The 18,007-nt window shown below is 52.2% G+C and carries 12 protein-coding genes; 2 read left to right on the forward strand and 10 right to left on the reverse strand.

Going from position 1 to position 18,007, the window contains the following annotated elements; all coding sequences use genetic code 11:
- Positions 1-237: 237 nt before the first annotated feature.
- The 4 genes from QMZ30_RS17490 to betI all read right to left on the reverse strand — a co-directional run bounded on the left by QMZ30_RS17490 (position 238) and on the right by betI (position 8,234).
- Entirely contained in the window at positions 238-4,257 is a 4,020-nt protein-coding gene (locus QMZ30_RS17490) for a DEAD/DEAH box helicase (protein WP_283228341.1), read from the reverse strand.
- Between the two features lie 188 nt (positions 4,258-4,445).
- Positions 4,446-6,125 (reverse strand): choline dehydrogenase, encoded by a 1,680-nt coding sequence (gene betA / locus QMZ30_RS17495; protein WP_283228342.1) that lies wholly within the window; start codon positions 6,123-6,125, stop codon positions 4,446-4,448.
- 26 nt (positions 6,126-6,151) lie between these two features.
- Positions 6,152-7,624, reverse strand: a complete 1,473-nt coding sequence (gene betB, locus QMZ30_RS17500; protein WP_283228343.1) for a betaine-aldehyde dehydrogenase — start codon at positions 7,622-7,624, stop codon at positions 6,152-6,154.
- Between the two features lie 22 nt (positions 7,625-7,646).
- Positions 7,647-8,234, reverse strand: a complete 588-nt coding sequence (gene betI, locus QMZ30_RS17505) for a transcriptional regulator BetI (RefSeq protein ID WP_283228344.1) — start codon at positions 8,232-8,234, stop codon at positions 7,647-7,649.
- 242 nt (positions 8,235-8,476) lie between these two features.
- Between betI and QMZ30_RS17510 the strand changes: the two genes are divergently transcribed.
- Complete coding sequence (locus QMZ30_RS17510) at positions 8,477-10,507, forward strand: choline transporter (protein WP_039334977.1); 2,031 nt, start codon at positions 8,477-8,479, stop codon at positions 10,505-10,507.
- A 391-nt stretch (positions 10,508-10,898) separates the two neighbouring features.
- A complete protein-coding gene (gene uvsE / locus QMZ30_RS17515) occupies positions 10,899-11,864 on the forward strand; it encodes a UV DNA damage repair endonuclease UvsE (protein ID WP_283228345.1) in 966 nt (321 codons plus the stop codon).
- A gap of 40 nt (positions 11,865-11,904) precedes the next feature.
- On the opposite strand, the gene QMZ30_RS17520 is transcribed toward uvsE, so the two are convergent.
- The 6 genes from QMZ30_RS17520 to ascF form a co-directional block, all read right to left on the reverse strand.
- A complete protein-coding gene (locus tag QMZ30_RS17520) occupies positions 11,905-12,402 on the reverse strand; it encodes a conotoxin (RefSeq protein ID WP_283228346.1) in 498 nt (165 codons plus the stop codon).
- A 184-nt stretch (positions 12,403-12,586) separates the two neighbouring features.
- On the reverse strand, positions 12,587-13,060 hold the full coding sequence (gene yfiB, locus QMZ30_RS17525) for an outer membrane lipoprotein YfiB (protein ID WP_283228347.1): 474 nt from the start codon (positions 13,058-13,060) through the stop codon (positions 12,587-12,589).
- Complete coding sequence (gene dgcN / locus QMZ30_RS17530) at positions 13,057-14,271, reverse strand: diguanylate cyclase DgcN/YfiN (protein WP_283228348.1); 1,215 nt, start codon at positions 14,269-14,271, stop codon at positions 13,057-13,059. The genes yfiB and dgcN overlap by 4 nt, the downstream gene beginning before the upstream one ends.
- Before the next feature lies 1 nt (position 14,272).
- Entirely contained in the window at positions 14,273-14,845 is a 573-nt protein-coding gene (yfiR, locus tag QMZ30_RS17535; RefSeq protein WP_283228349.1) for a regulatory sequestration protein YfiR, read from the reverse strand.
- A gap of 184 nt (positions 14,846-15,029) precedes the next feature.
- Positions 15,030-16,463 carry a 6-phospho-beta-glucosidase gene (locus QMZ30_RS17540; RefSeq protein ID WP_283228350.1) on the reverse strand — a complete coding sequence of 478 codons (1,434 nt, stop codon included), beginning with the start codon at positions 16,461-16,463 and terminating at the stop codon, positions 15,030-15,032.
- A 16-nt stretch (positions 16,464-16,479) separates the two neighbouring features.
- The gene (ascF, locus tag QMZ30_RS17545) at positions 16,480-17,919 is read right to left on the reverse strand and encodes a PTS cellobiose/arbutin/salicin transporter subunit IIBC (RefSeq protein ID WP_283228351.1); all 1,440 of its coding nucleotides are present in this window, start codon (positions 17,917-17,919) and stop codon (positions 16,480-16,482) included.
- Positions 17,920-18,007 lie beyond the last annotated feature (88 nt).

Consider the following 18,007-nt stretch of genomic DNA (forward strand, 5'->3'; position numbering starts at 1 on the left):
GACTGAGCCCGGTAGAGTACCGGACTCAGAATCAAAATAAGCTGACTTAAGCAGTCCAGGTTAAGGGGTTCAGTTCACGATGGAACATCCATGTTCCAGCGCCACCTTTCGCCCGCGTCCTGCGGGCTCTCCTGGCATACTCGCTCAGCTCAGCGCTGCGGATTGCCAGCCCCGGTGCGGCCCCAGCCTGCTCATTAGCCCTGGTGCGTGTTGTCTGAAAGGGCCATGACGCCTCTGCTATTGACTTTGTAACATCGATAACAGCATTTCGGTGTTCAGCTTGCCGACGCTATCACTGCCTTCCAGTAAATCTTCAGCCAGTTGTCGCTTCTGACTATGAAGGGAGACGATTTGCTGCTCAATCGAACCCTCCATCACTAAACGGTAAACCGTAACCGGGCGTTCCTGCCCGATACGGTGCGCGCGATCGCTGGCCTGGTCTTCAACTGCAGGGTTCCACCAGGGATCGAGATGGATAACATAATCGGCAGCCGTAAGGTTAAGTCCGGTTCCCCCGGCTTTTAAGCTGATAAGAAATAAATCACCGTCCCCGGATTGAAACTGTTTCACACGCATATTGCGCTCAGCGACCGGTGTTGAACCATCGAGATACTGATAGGGTATTTGCTGGGCCTCTAATGCTGCTCTGAGCAGGGCGAGGTGATCGACAAACTGACTAAATATCAGCGCCTTATGATTATTGGCACGCAGTTCATTAATAATGTCGAGACAGGCAGCCATCTTGCTGCTTTGCAGTGATAACCCCTCTAAAACCAGTGACGGGTTGCAGCAGAATCGGCGTAGGCGGGTCAGCTCAGCCAACACCTGAATGGCACGAACATCACTTCCAACCTGTTCCATTCGCTCCACGGCTTGCTGGCGTAACGCTTCGTACCAATGCAGCTCTTCATCGCTCATTGGAATAAGGTGCAGAATATCGGTACGGGCAGGTAATTCCTGCAGCACCTGCGCTTTGGTTCTGCGCAGCATAAAGGGTTGGATCAACTGTTTTAAGGTGCTCGCTGCAATTTTATCGCCTTGATCGATTGGCGCTGCGAAGTGTTTGTTAAAGGACTTTTGGCTGCCCAGCAGGCCCGGATTGATAAAGCGGAATAGGCTCCACAGATCGCTCAGGCTATTCTCGACGGGGGTTCCGCTCAGTGCCAATCGAAAATCGGCTTTTAGACTCACCACTGCCTGTGCGCGTTGCGTTTGGGCATTCTTAATCGCCTGTGCTTCATCCAATACCACACTGTGCCAATGCTGTGAGGCAAATGCGTCGATATCTTGTTGCAGCATGCCGTAGCTGACGACAACCACATCAAATTCGCCCAGATTGTCTAATTTGCGATTATGACGATATTCGCGGATCTGGAGGGTGGGGGCGAACGTGGCGCTTTCATTGAGCCAGTTGTGTGTAATGGATGTGGGTGTGACGATCAACTGTGGACCAGCGGGCGCACGTTCAACCAGCAGTGCCAAAGACTGCAAAGTTTTACCCAGCCCCATATCGTCCGCCAGACAGGCGCCAACACCCCACTGCGCTAATCGCGCAAGCCAGGTAAAGCCTTCCAGCTGATAGTCGCGGAGTTCTGCTTTAAGCGTAGAAGGAAGCTTGGGATGATAGTGCTCTCGCGTTTCAAGCTCGTGCAATTTTTGCTGCCAGTCTGCATCACCCACCAGGTCGCCCGCTTCATCTGCCAATGTTTTGATAAACGGCAGCGTAAGCATATTGAGAGTGAGTGACTCACCTTCATGCCCACTCATCAGGGCGATTTGTTGCAGTCGTTGACGCAATTGATGGTCGAGCGCCAACCATTCCTGATCGCTTAGTTGAATGAAACGGCCATGACTTTGCTGCATCAGTGTCAGTAACTCACGCAGTTCGATAACCTTGCCATTATCCAGCTTAAGCTCACCGCCCAAAGCAAACCACTCACCCTGGCGCGTAATGTTGAATTTCACTTCGCGCATGCTGCGTTTGGCACCGATGCGGAATCGTTCGCCTTCAGGCCAGATGCACTCAACCAAGGTACTGTTAACACTGCGCAGTTGAGTCAGTACTTCCAAGGCATCCTGAACATTATCCAGTTGCCATTCAGCATTCTCTTGTTCCGTTTCCGCCAGCAGCGGACAGGCCTGGATAACATGCTGTACGTTATTCTTTTCGCGAGCTAAATCGCGACGGGTTTGCACGGCTTGCCCACTCTGCTCACCGTTAACAATTTCATTGCCGCGGCCCGGTCCCAGCCAGGCGCCAGTGGCAATGGGGCGCACTAACAGCTGCACGCGCAGTCCTTCACCAATCGGCAATAGCTGTGCATAGATTTTCTCATCTGCATCAACGTGAGGAATATGAGCCATTAATTCGGGCAGGTTAGCTTGCACCGGCAACAGTGGTGCAATAGCGGAAACCGCTTTTAAAACCTGGTCGCGCGCTGAGGACGGCATAAATAAGGTATCACCGATGATGGCGGCGATTTTTTGGTGTGCTTCGCTTACCGGATAGGCCACTATTCTGGTGGGCGTTTCATTAACGATGACAATTTTGTCGCTGGCATCAAAGGCAGGACTGAGTTTTAAGCTGAGGCGGTCATCTTTCTCCTGCAGCTCCAGTATAATTTCACCCTTTTCGATATCGATACGGATATCGGGTGCATCATGCCAGAACACCGCGGGATGACCTGCCAGCAGAGGTAACGCTTTTTCCGCATTCACTTCGTACCGTTCACTACCGTAATAGCCATGACCATAAACACCCTGTATGTGTTCACACGCCTGGCGGTCCTGCGGCAATAACCAATCTAACTCGTCAGTGTTAAAGCGAAGACGTTTAAGCGCCAGCGCTCGTCCTTTGGTCCATCCCTGCTTGTTGCGCTTTTGCTCCAGGGGAACCATTTCGACGCCATGATGTGAGCGCGTAATAAACCAGGCCAGACGCGAGGTGCTCTCACTCGTGTTAGGCGCAAGTTGAGTCAGCGCCTCCAAAGCAAATTCCCAGTTAGATTTACGCTGCCAGAGTTGGCTCAGCGAAACACGCCCCCTTAATGGGGTGGGCGCATCCTCATTGAATTGCAGGTGTAACAACGTTCGGATTTCATACGCGGCTAAACGGTATCCGCGCTTATCAAGTTGAGAGACAAAAGCCTGTAATCGCGCACGATGTTGCTGCTGCTGCGGCGTGTCACCCAGCCAGAACAAGATCAGAGACTGAAAAAGCCCAGGCATGCCGCGTAATGGCTGCTCGATGTACTTTAACTGTCGGAGATAGGGGTCAGTGCGGTAACGCTCCTCAAACAGTCCTTGGATCATCCACCATGCGACGTCTTGCGTGGCCAATCTGGCTTGTTCGCCGACGTCCTGCAAAGCTTTTAACGCTTTTGTATCAGGGTTGCTCAGCAGGGTGATGGCGGCCATCACCGCTTTCTGGGGAGGGAAATCGAGTTTGCGCTTACCGGACAGTTTACGCATTTGGCTGGCAAGGGCTCGATAGTGTTTGAGTGCCAGATCGCGTTCATCTGCAAACAGTTCGAGCCATCCCACCAGATAAACAGACAGCTCTTCACCCTGATATTTTTCTAACCAGCTCCGTTCATCACGCCACAAGGCTTGCAGCGCAATTGCGCCTGCAATCCCGGGGAGAGTTTCATCCTGCTCACAGGCGAACTGCCAGAGTGCATCACACTCGCTGAACTGGTAGCTGGCCTCATTCAATGCAGATGACAACAACTCAATTTGTATTTCTTTATTAAGCAGAAGAAAGGCTTCTTTACCTGCATCATCAGCAACCAGTTTCATTGCAGGGTGATCTTTAAGACGGAAATCTTTGCCAGACATCCAGCGCGACAGATTCATGGAGAGCTGGAATTCCAGCCCTGCCAGGCACGACATCCATGTCAGTGTTCGCGCGATATTGGATGATTTAGCGCCCATATGGCGGGCTTGATCGAGAACCGAGAGCATGAGTTCTGGCTGCTTTAACAGCAAAAGCTGGAGGCTATTTTCATGACTGGGAGTCAGTTGCCAGCGGCTTTCCACTTTTTCAATCCAGTCAGAATCTTGCAAAGATTGAAGCGCACTCTCAATCTCTGACTGATTGATTCTCGGCCCGGGCTGATTCAGCTTGTTAACTGTTTCCATCAAGGCCGTTTTGGAGAGTGATCCCATAACGGCTAACTGATAGAGCATGATCATATGGTGAGAGGGTAATCCTACTAAAGATTTAACCTGGCGTGAAAGATTGCTATCTGAAGTCATGTCCCTGTCCATAAAGTCATATGCGGAAGAAGAATTGGCTCCTGCAATGTTATACGGACTGACTTTATGAAGCCAAACACAAGAAAGCTACAAAGCGATAGATTGTTGATCTTCAGGCGGGGAGGAGAGGTTTCGAGAATATCTGAGCAGTTACCAGGGTGACCATTAGGCCGCCCCGGGATAAAGCTTTAAGCGCGCTTTGGTTCACCGCGCACCGGGCGATCGCCCGCAACGAAGTAATCCGCTTCACTGCGCGGCAATGGCTGGCGACCGCGAATGTTATCTGCGATCTTTTCGCCAATCATAATGGTGGTGGCATTCAGGTTGCCGGTAATGATCAACGGCATGATCGAGGCATCCACCACGCGCAGTGCTTGTAGCCCGTGAACGCGCCCCTCACCATCGACGACTGCCATCTCGTCACTGCCCATTTTACAGGTACCGCACGGGTGATAGGCGGTCTCCGCATGGTTACGCACAAACTCATCCAGTTGTTCATCCGTCTGGCAATCGAGTCCTGGGCTGATTTCCGCGCCACGGTATTTATCCAGCGCGGGCTGATTGATGATCTGTCGGGTGATGCGAATCGCATCACGGAACTCATGCCAGTCCTGCTCATGCGCCATGTAGTTAAACAAAATGGCCGGATCGCGGCGGGGATCGCGCGATTTAATGCGCACATGACCGCGGCTCGGTGAACGCATCGAACCCACGTGACACTGGAAACCATGCGCCTCGACGGCGTTGGAACCGTTATAGTTAATCGCCACAGGCAAGAAGTGATACTGAATATTCGGCCAGGTAAACTCTTCACGGCTGCGGATAAAACCGCCGCCTTCGAATTGGTTACTGGCACCGATACCCGTACCGTTAAACAACCACTCGGCACCGATTTTCGGTTGGTTGTACCATTTCAGCGCAGGATAGAGCGAAACCGGCTCTTTGCACTCATATTGCAGGTACATCTCAAGGTGATCCTGCAAGTTTTCACCCACGCCCGGCAAATCATGTACCACTGGGATATCAAAATTTTCTAACAACGCGGCTGAACCGACACCCGAACGCTGCAGAATTTGCGGTGAAGCGATCGCCCCCGCGCACAGCAACACTTCACGACGCGCATGAACCTGATGCGAGGTATTACTCGAACCCTGTAAATACTGCACACCGACTGCGCGCTTGCCCTCAAACAGGATGCGATCGGTGGTGGCGTGCGTCACAATCTTCAGATTCGGACGCACTTTCGCGGTGTCGAGATAGCCGCGGGCGGTGCTGGAACGGCGACCTTTTGGCGTGACAAAACGATCCATCGGGCCAAAGCCTTCTTGCTGATACCCGTTCAGGTCTTCCGTGCGTGGGTAGCCCGCTTCCACGCCCGCCTCAATCATGGCGGCGAACAGCGGGTTATTATCCGGCTTACAGGTGGTGATACTCACCGGGCCTTCACCCCCGTGGTAATCGTTGGCACCAATATCACGGGTTTCCGATTTACGGTAGTAGGGCAGGCAGTTCAGGTAGCTCCAGCTCTCCAGCCCAGGCTGCTGCGCCCAGTTATCGAGATCCATGGCATTACCGCGGATGTAGCACATACCGTTAATCAGTGATGATCCGCCCAAGCCTTTCCCGCGTCCGCACTCCATGCGGCGGTTGTTCATATGTGGCTCAGGCTCGGTTTCATACGCCCAGTTGTAGCGTTTACCCTGTAGCGGGTATGCCAAAGCTGCAGGCATCTGCGTACGGAAATCGAAGCGGTAGTCAGGACCACCGGCTTCTAATAGCAGCACGTTAACGCTGCTGTCTTCGGTCAGTCTTGTTGCCAAAACGTTCCCTGCGGATCCGGCTCCGATAATGATGTAATCAAATTCCATTAGTCGCTCCTCAGGTTAAAGCTGAATTAAAATACGGACTGAAAACGGGATAACTCGACCTGCACAGATTTCACCTGGGTGTAATTTTGCAGTGTCATCAGGCCATTCTCGCGGCCAATACCCGAATGTTTGTAGCCACCCACCGGCATTTCGGCGGCAGATTCGCCCCAGGTATTGATCCAGCAGATGCCCGCTTCAATCTGGTGGATCACGCGGTGCGCGCGGTTAAGGTCTTGTGTCACCACACCTGCCGCCAGGCCGAAGTCGGTGGCATTGGCTCGACGCACCACTTCTTCTTCGCTTTCGTAAGTCAGAATCGACATTACCGGCCCAAAGATCTCTTCGCGCACAATGGTCATGTCGTCGCGGCAGTCGGTAAATACCGTGGGTTCAACCCAGGCGCCGTTGTCGAAATCAGCGCCACTCAGTCGTTTGCCGCCGCACAGCAGCCGCGCACCTTCGGTGATACCGCTCTCGATGTAGCGCATCACATTATCGCGATGTGGGAAGCTGACCAGCGGACCGAAATTGGTGGCAGGATCGTTAAGATCGCCTGCTTTGATGCGCGCCACGCGCTCGACGATTTTTGCTTCAAACGCGGCCTGGAATTTGGTCGGGATAAACACACGCGTCCCGTTGGTGCAGACCTGGCCGGAGCTGTAGAAGTTGGCCATCATGGCGATATCCGCAGCCAGATCGAGATCGGCATCATCAAAAATAATCAGAGGGGATTTACCGCCCAGTTCCATAGTGACTTCTTTCAAGGTCGAACCGGCTGCGTTCGCCATCACTTTTTTGCCGCTCGCCACGCCGCCAGTAAAGGAGACCTTGTCGATGCCGGGATGGTCAGTCAGCAGCTGTCCGGTGACGGCACCACGGCCATTCAATACGTTGAAGACACCGGCTGGCACACCGGCTTCGGTGTAAATTTCTGCCAGTTTCAATGCGGTCAGTGGGGTCACTTCGCTGGGTTTGAAAATCATCGCGTTTCCGGATGCCAGAGCAGGGGCGGATTTCCACAACGCGATTTGAATCGGGTAGTTCCACGCACCGATACCGGCCACCACACCCAGCGGTTCACGGCGGGTATAGACGAAAGATGTGTCGCGCAGCGGGATTTGTTGACCTTCCAGCGTCGGGATTAAACCTGCGTAATACTCCAGCACGTCGGCACCGGTGACGATGTCGACATATTGGGTTTCGCTCAATGGCTTACCGGTATCCAGGGTTTCGAGGGCGGCGAGTTCGTCATTGCGCTCACGCAGGATATCCACTGCACGACGCAGAATGCGCGAGCGTTCCATTGAAGTCATCGCCGCCCAGATTTTCTGGCCTTTTTGCGCCGCCACGACGGCACGATCGACATCAGCGCGTTCCGCTTCATGCACGTCGGCCAGCACTTCACCATTGGCAGGGTTGATGGTCTGGAATGTGTTGCCTGCAGCTGCAGGGACCAGTGCGCCATCAATGTACAGGTGTTGCTCGTTGAATCGGGACATGATTTCTCCTTCCTCAGTGATTCTATTTGCCAGCTAACTGCTGGCTGATGAATTGGGTGGTAAGCGTACGGGCAATGCCCAAATCAAAGGGTTTGCCGCTCAGTGCTGCGCGTAGCCAGAGTCCGTCGATTAACGATGCCAGCCCATGGGCCGCCAAACGTGCTTGCTCACGTGGTAGTTCACGGCGAAATTCAGCCGCCAGCGTGGAGAATAAGCGGCGGCTGCTAACGCGTTCCAGACGCCCCAACTGCGGTTGGTGCATGCTGCTGGCCCAGAAATCCAGCCAGGCTTTCATGGCTGCACTGTGAACCTGGGTGTCATCAAAGTTGCCTTCCACAATCGCCAGCAGCCGCGCTTCGGTGCTGGCCTGTGCCAGTGGTTTTAATCTGGCGGCGACCGCGTCACGCAGTTGACGCGTGACATCACGCATGGTGGCCTCCAGCAAACCGTTCTTGTCTTTGAAGTAGTGACTGATGATGCCCGTCGAGACGCCAGCACGACGTGCAATCTGCGCGATAGTTGCATCGTTGATTCCCATTTCGTTAATGGTATCGAGGGTTGCATCAATCAGTTGCCGACGACGAATCGGCTGCATTCCCACCTTTGGCATGACTCCAGCTCCACCACAATGTAAGGGCACCATTAAAACTTTTTTTGATTGCACGTTCAATATAAAAAAGAATTTTGTTAGGATGCTGTGCTTCGATTGTTACAAAAACGCAGCGGTGAACCGGGCTATGCGGGGCATCGAAACCGAGGGAGGGAAGACGGGGGAGTTAAAAACAACAAGGCCAGGTGAACTGGTCATGATAATTAATTGATTTATTACAGGAAATTAACCAGAGGTAACCGATGATTAATCCACCTGCCAGTGAAAAAGACAGAATCAATCCTGTGGTGTTCTATACCTCAGCCGGACTGATTCTGACATTTTCACTTGTCACGATTTTTTACAGCGAGTTAGCAGCCAGCTGGATCCAGACCACCGTAAATTGGGTGACGTCGACTTTTGGCTGGTACTACATGCTCGCCGCCACACTTTACATTGTGTTTGTGGTGTACATGGCGTGCTCGCGTTACGGCGCGATTAAACTCGGGCCAGAGCAGTCCAAACCGGAATTCAGCTTATTAAGCTGGTCAGCGATGCTGTTCGCTGCAGGGATAGGCATCGACCTGATGTTCTTCTCGGTGGCGGAACCCGTCACGCAATATATGCAGCCACCGGAAGGGGCCGGGCAAACCATGGAGGCGGCGCGTCAGGCGATGGTGTGGACGCTGTTCCACTATGGCGTAACCGGCTGGTCAATGTATGCGCTGATGGGCATCGCGCTCGGCTATTTTAGTTACCGCTATAACCTGCCGCTCACCATTCGTTCTGCGCTCTATCCGATCTTTGGCAAACGCATCAATGGGCCGATTGGTCATACCGTGGATATCGCTGCTGTGGTCGGTACCATCTTCGGTATCGCCACCACGTTAGGGATTGGTGTGGTTCAGCTCAATTACGGCCTCAATGTGCTGTTTGACATCCCAGAAGGCTTTACCGCTCAGGCGGCGCTGATTGTGCTGTCGGTGATTATCGCCACCATTTCCGTGACCTCGGGCGTGGATAAAGGCATTCGTATTTTGTCTGAGCTAAATGTCGCGCTGGCGCTGGGCTTGATTCTGTTTGTGCTGTTTATGGGCAAAACCGATTTCTTGCTGAATGCTTTGGTGTTGAACGTGGGCGATTACATTAACCGCTTTATGGGCATGACGCTAAATACCTTCGCCTTTGATCAGCCCAAAGAGTGGATGAACAGCTGGACGCTATTCTTCTGGGCATGGTGGGTAGCCTGGTCGCCGTTTGTCGGTTTGTTCCTGGCGCGTATTTCACGCGGGCGCACCATTCGTGAGTTTGTACTCGGCACGCTGATTATTCCTTTCACCTTTACCCTGTTGTGGCTGTCGGTGTTCGGTAACGCGGCCTTGTATGAAATCATTCATGGCGACGCCGGTTTCGCCCAGGAAGTGATGGCGCATGCTGAACGCGGTTTCTACAGTCTACTGGCGCAGTATCCAGCCTTTAAGTTTAGTGCTTCGGTTGCCACTATCACTGGCATGCTGTTTTACGTGACCTCAGCGGATTCCGGTTCGTTGGTGTTGGGCAACTTCACCTCAAAACTGAAAGACATTAACAGCGATGCGCCAAACTGGTTGCGTATTTTCTGGTCGGTGGCGATTGGCGTGCTGACGATGGGGATGCTGATGACCAATGGTATTTCTGCCTTGCAGAATGCCACGGTGATTATGGGCCTGCCGTTCAGTTTTGTGATTTTCTTCGTAATGGCGGGATTGTATAAATCGCTGAAAGTCGAAGATCACCGTCGCGCCAGCGCCAGCCGTGAGACCGCGCCTTATATTCCGGCCAGCAACGATCGCTTGAGCTGGAAAAAACGTCTGTCACGCTTGATGAATTATCCAGGTACGCGCTACACCCAGCAGATGATGGAGACAGTGCTGTTCCCGGCGATGCAGGATGTGGCGAAAGAGCTGGAGTTGCGTGGAGGACGGGTGTCTCTGGAGCGCGTTGAGCCAGAAGAGGGGCAACCGCTGGGGCATTTGGATCTGCGTGTGCTGTTAGGCGAAGAGCAAGATTTCGTGTATCAGATTTGGCCACAGCAGTATTCGGTGCCGGGCTTTACCTATCGCGCCCGCAGCGGTAAATCGACCTATTACCGGCTGGAGACCTTCCTGCTGGAGGGGAGCCAGGGTAACGATTTGATGGATTACAATAAGGAACAGGTGATTATTGATATCCTCGATCAGTATGAACGCCACCTTAACTTTATCCATCTACATCGTGAAGCCCCGGGGAGTAGTATTACGTTTCCGAGCGTGTAGTGATTAAGTAGGGGTGATGAAGCGGCTAGTCAAGTAACTGATGCAGGCGCCGGCTGGCGCTGCACAGGGGCTGGCGGTCCTCACGCCGCTGACGCGGTACCTTCACTTCATTCGTCTGCCTTACGGACCGGTGCCGATGGAACATCCATGTTCCAGCGCCACCTTTCGCCCGCGTCCTGCGGGCTCTCCTGGCATACTCTCTCCGCTCAGCGCTGCGGATGCCTGCCCCTGTGCAGCCCCAGCCGGCTTGTCAACCTGAGTGCTTGGGGTTAAAAAGGGCAATGGTGACCAGTAAAAATCCTGCTGACCAGCATTAGCGCCTGTTCCTGATATTTTCTGCAACCTTCAGATTGCCAGCTACACTTTCAGGCTGTTCTGAAGGGGATGTAAGATGAAATTAGGGTTTGCGTGCAAGTTCTTAGATGCACAGGCTAAGCAGCCATTTCCGTTTAAAACCACCACGCGCACGCGTTTTCTCAGCCTGGATCGTGCGGCGCAGGCCAGTTTGCTCTCTCAACTGGCCACTCTAAATATTGAAAACCAATTTCGGATGCTGGAACAGTTGGCATCGTTGCCAGACGCGTTGCGCATGATGCGTATTGGCAGCGATCTGTTGCCGCTGTATACCGTGCCCGAAGCCACGGCGATTTATGCAGAATTAATGCCTGACTTGCTGCCGCTGCTGGCGCGCTGCGGCGAGTTTGCCCGCGCGAACAATATCCGGCTCTCTTTCCATCCCGGCCAATATTCGGTGCTTGCTTCAGACAATGAAGGGGTCGTGGACCGGGCGATTGAGGATGTGGAGTATCATGCCAGCTGTGCCGTCGCAATGGGTTATGGCCGCCAGTTCCAGGATTTCAAAATCAACATTCATATGAATGGCAAGAAGGGCATTGAGGGGTTTCGCGCCGCATTTCTGCGGCTCTCTCCTGAAGCACGCAATATGCTGACGGTCGAGAATGACGAGATCTCCTGCTCAATTGACGATGTGCTGCAAGCCCGCGATCTGTGCCCGGTGGTGCTAGATATTCATCACCATTGGGTGAAGGAGAATCACTATATCCAGGCGGACGATGCGCGTGTTCCGTTGATCATCGAATCCTGGCGAGGCGTGCGGCCAGTGCTGCATTATTCGATTGCTCAGGAAGGGCTTATCCCAGAAGAGGGTTTTCCTGACCAGCATGATTTAGCCGTCAGCAAATCTAAATTACGCGCTCATGCGGATTATTATTTCAATCAAACGCTGAATGACTGGGCGTTGTCATTCCAGGATTTCGACATTATGTGTGAGGTGAAAATGAAGAACCTGGCCCGCGATCGTTTATATTATTATGGATTGTCACGCGGAAACGAATAACAAGAAAGGGTAAATCCGCGAATGGATTTACCCGCAGTCATTATTTTCTTGCTGCGACCATGCCTTGCTGCGTGGCCTCAATAGCGATTCTGTAGCCCTCGGCCGTAGCTTTATCGGTCATTGTTTTTGCGGCTTCTTGATGATCTTTTACTGCTTTAACCAACTGAGGTTCCATCTGCTTATCCATGCCGTTGATGGTCCAGTTCGCGCCTTTATAACAGCTAAAGCTGATCACCTTACGATAATCTTTTTCATTGTAGCCTGCTTCTTCAAATGACATTTCGTAACCCAAAATCTGTTTTGTCATTTTATGAAATTTATCAACGGCTTCCTGTGGCGCCGTGATGTCACAGGTTTGCTGAACTTTCTTGCTAAAGGAACTACGGTCAATTTTTGCGTCGCTCAGCATCTTCTTACGCGCTTCAATATTTTTATGGGCATCTTGCGTAAACTGATTGTCAGGTTTTCCTGTCAGAGTGATTTCAGCGTGAGCTGTAGTGGCAAGGAATAGGGCAGCGAATACAATCGGTAATTTCATGGTGACTCCTGTCATAGTGATGAAAATATTAATTGCTATGGATGATAAGTGGTGAAAATAATCACCAAGACACGGAGGTTTACCGATGTCGTAATATCATCGCTGGGAATGTTATATAAATAAAAAACAGGAATCAATGAATATGGGGCAGAATATTCTGCCCCATAAATAACGGAACGAAATATTAAGGGGAGGTGACGATAATCGCCACGCGGCGGTTTTGAGCACGTCCTTGCGCCGTGTTGTTGCTGGCAATCGGGGCGGTCATCCCCAGGCCACGTGTGGTGATATTGGTACGTGGTACGGCGGCACCCTGCGCCCATTGCGCCGCAACGGCGTTGGCGCGCTTAAGGGACAGTTGCTGGTTGTAATCTGCTTTGCCGTAGTTATCGGTATGCCCATCAATACGTACATGCTGAATACCTGTATCAGACAGTTTTTTCGCCATGGCCGCAATGGTGGTTTGGCTGCCAGGCGTCAACTGAGACTCATTGACGCCAAATAAAATCTTCTCTGATAAGCCCAGGCCCCAGCCTTCACTGTTTTCAGTAAAGCCTTCACTTTGCATTGCCGCGATTTGAGCCGCTGTAAAACGGCCAGGTGACTGACAGCCGACGATGGACATAATACAAACCAGCAGAAAGAGTTTTATCTTCATATCCGTACCTTATTGATCCCTTTGTTTTTGTACATATTCATGTCTGCACGTTCAAGAATTGATTCCACGGTATCGCCATGTTGTGACCAGGCGTAGCCAATGGTGACAGAGGTGGTAATCGGCGTGCCTTCCGCAATCATGATCTTCTGCGCGATAGAGCTGCGAATCTCCTCGGTGAGCAGTTGCAACTGAGATTCGGTGGCACGACTGGTGATCAGCATGGCAAATTCATCACCCCCCAGTCGGGCGACCAGATCCTGTTTATAGGCCAATGATGCCAGACGCGAGCCGATGGCGCGCAGCACTTCATCTCCAGCGGCATGTCCCCAGTTGTCGTTAATGCTTTTAAAGCGGTCACCGTCGAGGAACAGCAAAACAAACTGCTCTTGCGCCAGCTGTTTATCCAGCAGCGAGGTCAGTTGAGCAACAAAAGCCGCACGGTTGGCTAAACCGGTCAGGGGGTCTTCTAAGGCTTTGGCTGCCAGCGAGCGGTTATCTCGCAGCAGTGAGGCTTGTAATGACTGCATCTCTGCCAGCAGCGAATTCAGGTCTTCCGAGAACAGCTGGAATTCTTTCGTCCGGCTTTCTGGGATGCGTAATGAAAAATCACCAGAGCGGATAACGTAATGAATTGAACTGGTGATATTGCGCAGCGACACCAGAATACCGCGATGCAAAAAGGCACTCAGCAGTGAGGCGACGACCAGCACGCAGATCATACCGCTGGTTAGAATCATCACCGAATAGCGAATAAAATCGGCGGCCCCGGTCACCGTGCCAACCAGCGTCAGAGTACCGACCACATTCTCAGAATGATTGATATTCACACTGATCGGGCGGGCATAGATCCATTCACGCAGGAAGTTCTGATACCAGCCGCTTTGCTGCTGCTGATCTTGCCAGTTCACCAAAACCGTTTGATCATCGGTGACCAGTTTTGCTGAGGCGAACATACCTTCATTGCCTAACGTGGCAATTTTTTTGTGCGCGTCATAGCTGTCTTCAAATACGGTGGCGGCGGTCAAACTGTTACTTAGCGTAGCGGCAATCAGCTCCAGATTTCTTTTTTCATAGCGTTTAATGAACAGCAACGACGTGGAAGAGAGCAGCAGCCAGCACAGCAGTAAAATAACAGCCGAGTTAATGATGCTGATTTTGCGCAGCTTGATGCGGATAGATGATTTCTCGTTTTTATTTTTTTCAAATTTCATCTTATTGGCTTCCTTTGCGCGACAGCAACAACACATCCGGGCTGACTCGCACGCCGCTGCGGCTCAGCGAGTCAAGGTTGACGGAAAACATGGGATGATCGGCATTGAAGATTAAACAGAAAGCGGCACCGACGGCGCAATCTGGGTTGTTTTCAGCCAGCGACAGCACCGCTTTACCGGGCTCCATGGCCAGCAATTCCGTCTGCTGCTGCGGGGTCTGGTCGCCAAAATAAATAGCATCGCAACGATTACTGGCTAACTCATTGTCACTGTTGAGGTAAATGACACTAAACGGCAGCGAGGTTGCCGTTGGGCTGGCGGGAAAGTTGAGGTGCCGTGCAGAGGAGAACACACAAAGTTGTGGCGCACCGTGCAGCGATGGCCAGCGGGTAAAACTGATAATACCGCTGACAATTCGATTGGCTTTATCATCTTTTCCCGCGGCAAGAGCAGGGGAAGAGAACGAAAACAGCAGAAACGCAACAGCAGCCATCAGGGCAAGCGCCACTTTAAGCTGGGCAAAAAGCAGAAATAGAACTTCACGTAAGTGAAGACGTGGATCAGAACGTAACATGCCGCAATTCCGCTGGATTAATCGCGGAAATAGTACCATCGGCTTTTACGAAAGAGTACAGCTGTTCGCTGTCAGATGAGTCTTATCTTTTAACTCAGTTGGATAATTAGAACCATTTATTAATAGAGATCATGGCTTATTGAATTAAAGTGCAGGGCGCAGCAAGCTGCGCCACAAAAACGAATTAATCACCTAAGTCACTGCCGTTACTGGCGATGACTTTCTTGTACCACCAAAAAGATTTTTTTCGCGAGCGAGCCAGCGTGCCGTTACCCTGGTCATCGCGATCGACATAGACAAACCCGTAGCGCTTGCTCATTTCACCGGTTGAGGCGGCCACCAGGTCGATGCATCCCCATGTGGTATAACCGATGACCGGAATACCATCCGCAATCGCTTCGCCCATGGCGTGAATATGCTGGCGCAAATAACTGATGCGGTAATCGTCGTGAATTTCACCGTTTTCATCTGGTTCGTCGCGTGCACCCAGCCCGTTTTCCACCAAAAACAGCGGTTTTTGGTAGCGGTCATACATCATATTCATGGTGATGCGCAGACCTAAGGGATCGATACCCCAGCCCCACGCGCTGCGTTCGACATGAGGATTGGTCAAGGACTTCACGACGTTAGCGGCGCTGCTGTTTTTCTCATTCATATCCGCTGAGGCACAGCGCGACGCATAATAACTGAATGAGACAAAATCAACGGTATGGCGCAGGATCTCGGCATCGCCATCATGCCATTTAATTTCAATGCCTTTTTCACGGAACACGCGTGCAGCATAAGAGGGATAAGCGCCGCGAGCTTGCACATCGATAAAGAACAGGTTTTCGCGATCCTTCTCCAGTGCCGCCCAGACATCTTCCGGTTTGCAGGACCACGGATAGAAGTTACCGCCCGCCAGCATGCAACCCACTTGGTTTTCTGGATTGATCTCATGCGCGATTTTGGTGACCAGTGCGCTGGCCACCAGCTCATGATGAGCTGCCTGGTATTTCACCTGCTCTGGATTATCATCTGGTCCGAATACCAGCCCCGCCCCCGAGAAAGGGCTGTGCAACAGAATGTTGATCTCATTGAAGGTCAGCCAGTATTTCACCAGCCCGTTGAATGCCTCAAAGCAGGTTTTGGCGTAACGCGCGAAGAACTCAATCATCTTGCGGTTGCGCCAGGAACCATACTCGGTGACCAGATGCATCGGCACATCGAAATGACACAAAGTCACCAGTGGCGTGATGCCATATTTCTGGCACTCTTCAAACAGGCTGCGATAGAAAGCAATACCTTCCTCATTGGGCGTCAGTTCATCGCCATTCGGGTAAATACGGCTCCAGGCGATAGAGGTGCGGAACACGGTAAATCCCATTTCCGCCATCAACGCGATGTCATCTTTGTAGCGATGATAGAAATCGATGGCATCATGGCTGGGATAATACTCGTCTTCACGTAATGCAAAACGCGGTTCCAGCCCCAGTTTAACCGGCATGCGGTTTGCTCCGTGCGGGATCATGTCCACCGTCGTCAAACCCTTACCGCCTGCCAGATAGCTCCCCTCTGACTGATTGGCGGCTAACGCGCCGCCCCACAAAAATCCCGCAGGAAATGTCACTTCAGACATAAAAAACCTCAATTTATCAATTAGCGCTTACGGCTTTGGTTGCTTCTGCAGCCGGTTGGGTCGGGACCGATTCACTGACCGGAATATCTTCAAACCCGAGAATCAGGGTCAACACAAAAGAGAGCACCACCGACAGCACCATCACGCCGCCCACCCAGACGATGCTCATGGGGTTGGTCGGATCAAAAAACTGCACGCTGGTGAACAGACCCGGTGAGGCCATGGAATGGCTGGCGAGTCCGCCAATGCCGGCGACGGCACCACAAATAAAGCCGCTGATTAAACAAGCGATCAGCGGACGTTTCAAACGCACCGCCACACCATAGAGCGCGGGTTCGGAAATCCCCGCGACAATGGCCGAAGCCGCGGCGGCGAAGGCGGTTTGGCGCAGTTCAGGGTTTTTGGTTTTGAACGCCACAGCCAGAGACGATCCGCCTAAGGACAAATTGGCACCGATTTCAGACGGCATCACCATACCTTCTTTGCCGGTTTCAGCGATGGTTTGAATGATGGTCGGTGTAAAGACGCGGTGCATCCCGGTCATCACCAGCAGTGGCCACAGTGCGCCCATAATCGCCACGGACAGCCAGCCAAGGTAACCGTGGATGGTGTAGACCAACGCAGAAATCCCGCTACCGATCCAGATACCAATCGGCCCAATGAGCACAATGGCGATAGGCGCAGCAATCAATACGATCAGCATTGGTTTCAGGAAGTTTTTGGTGACTGCTGGAGTAAAACGATCAACCCAATATTCGATGTGAGACAGAATCCACGTCATCACCAACGCAGGAATAACGGTGTAGGTGTATTTCACCGCCGTGACGGGAATATAGGCGAACTCTACAGCCTGGCCTTGCGCCGCTTTTACCATGAGATCAACAAAATTGGGATGCACCAGCACGCCCGCAATGGCAATGGCTAGTGACATGTTGGTTTTGAATTTCAACGCCGCTGATGCCGCAACCATGATGGGCAGGAAGAAGAATGCGCCGTCGCCGATCACATTCAGTATCACCAACGTGGACGATCCTTTCGGCAGTACGCCACTCATTTCCAGCACCATCGCCAACAATTTCACCATCGACCCACCAATGATGGCAGGGATCAGCGGTGACATGGTGCCGACCAACGCATCCAGAATACCGGCGCCAATCGATCGCAGCGTGATTTTACGTTTTACCGCAGTAGCAGGGCTGCCATCAGGCGTGCCCAGCTTCAGCACCTCTTGATAGGCGAGGTTAACGTTGTTGCCGATGATCACCTGGCACTGTGTATCGGTGTGCACTACGCCCATCACACCAGGAGTGGCCTTGAGGGCGGCGTTATCGGTTAGCGCACTGTCTTTTAACACGAAGCGCAGGCGCGTCATGCAATGAGTGACGGCTTCAATATTGGAAAACCCGCCGAGTGCAGCCACGATGGCGCGCGATACTTCAGCATAATTTTTAGCCATGGATGTTGGATCTCTATTTTTTAGTAGGGGTACAAACGTCAATGTGAGACTTGTGAGAAACCGGTTTCACAAAATCATGAATAGCTAC

It is taken from the genome of Pantoea sp. EA-12 (genome assembly GCF_030053355.1).
GTDB classification, from domain to species: Bacteria; Pseudomonadota; Gammaproteobacteria; order Enterobacterales; family Enterobacteriaceae; genus Pantoea; species Pantoea vagans_C.